The organism is Bradyrhizobium hipponense, assembly GCF_008123965.1.
Classification (GTDB): Bacteria; Pseudomonadota; Alphaproteobacteria; order Rhizobiales; family Xanthobacteraceae; genus Bradyrhizobium; species Bradyrhizobium hipponense.
Window position 1 is genome coordinate 1 of sequence record NZ_VSTH01000093.1, and the last position, 3,331, is coordinate 3,331.

At 64.0% G+C, this 3,331-nt stretch carries 2 protein-coding genes and 1 pseudogene; 1 reads left to right on the forward strand and 2 read right to left on the reverse strand.

All coding sequences use genetic code 11. The features are described 5' to 3' along the window. A pseudogene (locus FXV83_RS44965) lies at positions 1–942 on the forward strand (recombinase family protein); the annotation flags it as partial. Here the strand turns inward: FXV83_RS44965 and istB are convergent. Next, a complete protein-coding gene (gene istB, locus FXV83_RS26020; RefSeq protein ID WP_283811727.1) occupies positions 937–1,587 on the reverse strand; it encodes an IS21-like element helper ATPase IstB in 651 nt (216 codons plus the stop codon). The pseudogene FXV83_RS44965 and the gene istB overlap by 6 nt on opposite strands. 19 nt (positions 1,588–1,606) lie before the next feature. After that, positions 1,607–3,148: an IS21 family transposase gene (gene istA, locus FXV83_RS26025; protein WP_148742467.1), complete on the reverse strand. Its 1,542-nt coding sequence runs from the start codon at positions 3,146–3,148 to the stop codon at positions 1,607–1,609. Between the last annotated feature and the right edge of the window lie 183 nt (positions 3,149–3,331).

Here is a 3,331-nt window from a genome sequence, read left to right on the forward strand (position 1 = left end):
GACGCGCTGGTCGAGCGGGTCGTCCTCGATGCCCTGGTGCCGGATCAGATTGCGATCGCACTCGCGGCGGCGGGCCAACTGGAGCAAGAGAGCCGTCAGCTCGAGCGCCAGTGGGCGCTTCGCGTGGAGCGCGCCCGCTACGAGGCCGAGCGCGCTAGGCGTCAGTATGACGCCGTAGAGCCCGAGAACCGTCTTGTGGCGCGCTCCCTTGAGCGGGCTTGGGAAGACAAGCTGCGTGTCGTCGAGGCGGTCGAGCAGGAGCATGCGCGTTGGCGCGCGCAAGAGCCGCTCCTGATTGGCCCAGCGGAACGCGCAGGGCTACAAGCGCTCGGCGAGAACCTGCCGCGGATTTGGAATGCGGCCACCACGTCGGCAGCCGATCGCAAGCGCATTCTGCGATTTGTCATCCGCGAAGTCGTTCTTGATCAAAAGCGGACCCGAGGTCAGGTGTGGCTCAAGATCGTCTGGCAGACCGGCGCAACCAGCGAGCATCACGTACAACGGCGCGTTCACACCTACCGCAACTACATCGACATTGATCGGTTGCGGCGACGGATCGTCGAGTTGAATGCTGAACACAAAATGGATGGCGAGATCGCAGCAATACTCAATCAGGAAGGCTTCGTTGCGGCACGAGGCTGTGCCTTCAAAGGCGAGAACGTCTGGCTTTTGCGTACCCGCTGGGGCATTCCCACCATCAAAATCAACGGCGTCGACAAGAATCCGATGCGCTGGCCTGATGGTAGCTTCTCGATTCAGGGCGCAGCGGCCGAGCTTGGAGTAACCCCGCAAACGGTGTTCGATTATCTCGCGCGCGGATGGCTGGCAGGTCGTCAGTTAGCCAAAGGCCAGCCATGGCAGATCGAGCTCTCAGACGAACAAATCAGTCAACTTCGCAATCAGGTACGACGCACCAAGCGTTCGAAGAAGGAGGCATCATGAAGTCATCGGCTCGGCGATGACCTCATGCCAATTTTCGATCGGCACCTGGCTGGTGATGATGGTCGATCCGCGCTGGTGTCGATCGTCGACGACTTCGAGGAGGTCGCGACGCTGCTCGCCGGTAAGCGGGGCGAGGCCCCAATCATCGAGGATGAGCAAATCGACCCTCGATAGCGTCTTGAGGAGCCGCGCATAGCGTCCGTCGCCGCGGGCGAGCGCAAGAGCTTCGAACAGCCTTGGCAGGCGATGATATAAGACGGATCGATTATCGCGGCACGCCTTGTGGCCGAGCGCGCAGGCGATCCAGCTCTTGCCGACGCCGGTCGGCCCGGTGATGAGCAAATTTTGCTTGCGGCCGATCCAATCGCCATCGACGAGCTTGGCAAAGAAGGCGCGATCGATGCCGCGCGGCGCGCGCAGATCGACATCTTCGACGATTGCGGTCTGCCGGAGCGAGGCGAACTTCAGGCGCACGGTGAGCCTTTTGTTCTCCCGCTCGGTTGCTTCGCGATCAATCATCAGGCCGAGCCGCTGCTCGAAGGTCAGCGCGGTGACATCGGGTTGGCGTTGCTGATCATCGAAGGCCTTGGCCATGCCGGCGAGCCCGAGAGCGGCAAGACGTTCGTGGGTGTGGTTGCTGAGCATAAGGTCTCCTTCTTGCTGGTCAGTGGTAGTAGCCGCGGCCCCGGATGTTGCCGTGCTGAATGGGATCGGCGTCGGGGGTGGTGTCAGGAAGGAAGGCCTTGTCGAGGCCGGTCTTGAGGATCGAGGCGATCGACCGATAGCTCGCTGCGCCGATGCTGATGCCACGGCGGCATGCGGCCTCGAGACGCTGCGCCCCATAGGTCCTCTCCATCCGCAGGATACCGAGACAGGAGCGGAAGCCCTGCTCAGGATGGGGCTTTGTCCGCATGATCGCCTCGCACAGCGCGACCGTGGACGGACCGATCTTCTCGGCGGCGGCCAGCAGACGCGCCGGCGTCCAGAAGGCGTATCGGCGATGCGCGCTCGGCATGTGCTCTGGGATCGTCGTGTGCCGGCGCTTCAAGCCCGAGCGTGCGTGGCTGGCGATGCGGGTGCCGCGATGGAATACCTCGATGGTAGCCTCGGTGGCCCGCACCTCGACGACCTGGCGGATCAAGCGGGATGGCACCGAGTAGAAGTGTCCCTGAACTTCGACGTGGTAATCCGGCGCCACGCGCGCGCGGCGCCATTCGGCGTACTGATAGGGCTCGGGCGGCAGCGGCATCAGGGCCGGACGATCAATGGTGTCGAAGAACTCACGGCGGCTGGCACCGAGCTTGCGCATCAGGCGGGCATTGAGGTCGTCGACCAGGATGCGGATCGCGACGTTCAACTCGGCGAGCGAGAAGAAACGCCGATTGCGCAGCCGCGCCAAAATCCATCGCTGAACGATGAGAACCGCCGCCTCGACCTTGGCCTTGTCGCGCGGCTTGCGCGGCCGCGCCGGCATGATGGTGGTGCCGTAATGGGCCGCGAGATCCTGGTAGGTCCGGTTGACCCCCGGCTCGTAGCGGCTCGCCGTCGTGACCCCGGCCTTCAGATTGTCGCAGACGAGCGCCTTCGGCACCCCGCCCAGGAAGGTCAGCGCATCCACATGGGCGCCGATCCAGTCGGGCAACGCCTCGCTGAACCGAGCTTGGACGAATGTGTAATTCGACGCTCCCATGACCGCGACGAAGATCTTGGCGGCGCGGACCTCCCCGGTGAGCCCGTCGAACACCGGCACGGTATCGCCGGCGAAGTCCACGAACAGCTTTTCGCCGGCCGCGTGGGTCTGCCGCATGGTCGCCGTGATCCCGTGGCGCCATTCGACGTAGAGGTCGCAGAACCGGCTGTAGCCGTAGCCGTCGGGATGATGCCCGCGGTATTCCTCCCACAGCAGCGCCAGCGTTACGCTGCGGCGGCGCAACTCGGCATGGATGTGTCCCCATTCCGGAAGCGGCTTCAATCGCGGCGGGTTGTAGCCGGCCGGCGCGAACAGCTTGCGCTCCAGCGCAGTGTCGTCGAGCTCCTCCGGGATCGGCCAGGTGATGCCGATCACCGCGGCCCGGCGGACATACTCCGCGATCGCCGTGCGACCGATCCCGACCGAGCGGGAGATCACCCGATCGCTCGTTCCACAGGAATACTTCAGGCGTAGAACTTCTCGAATCTTCCGCATCGGCAATCTCTCGGCGGGCATCGGACCTCCCATTGCGTGAACCGCAAAAGGAGGGACCTTGCCCCGTTCAGATTGCCGACAACGCCCCCCGTCTCACCCTATCAACAGGGTGGCCGCCTTCCTTCGGATTGGGTGGCCGCTTTCGATCGGACTCGGTGGCCGCCTTCCGTCGGAATCGGTGGCCGCTTTGCCTCGGATTCCGCA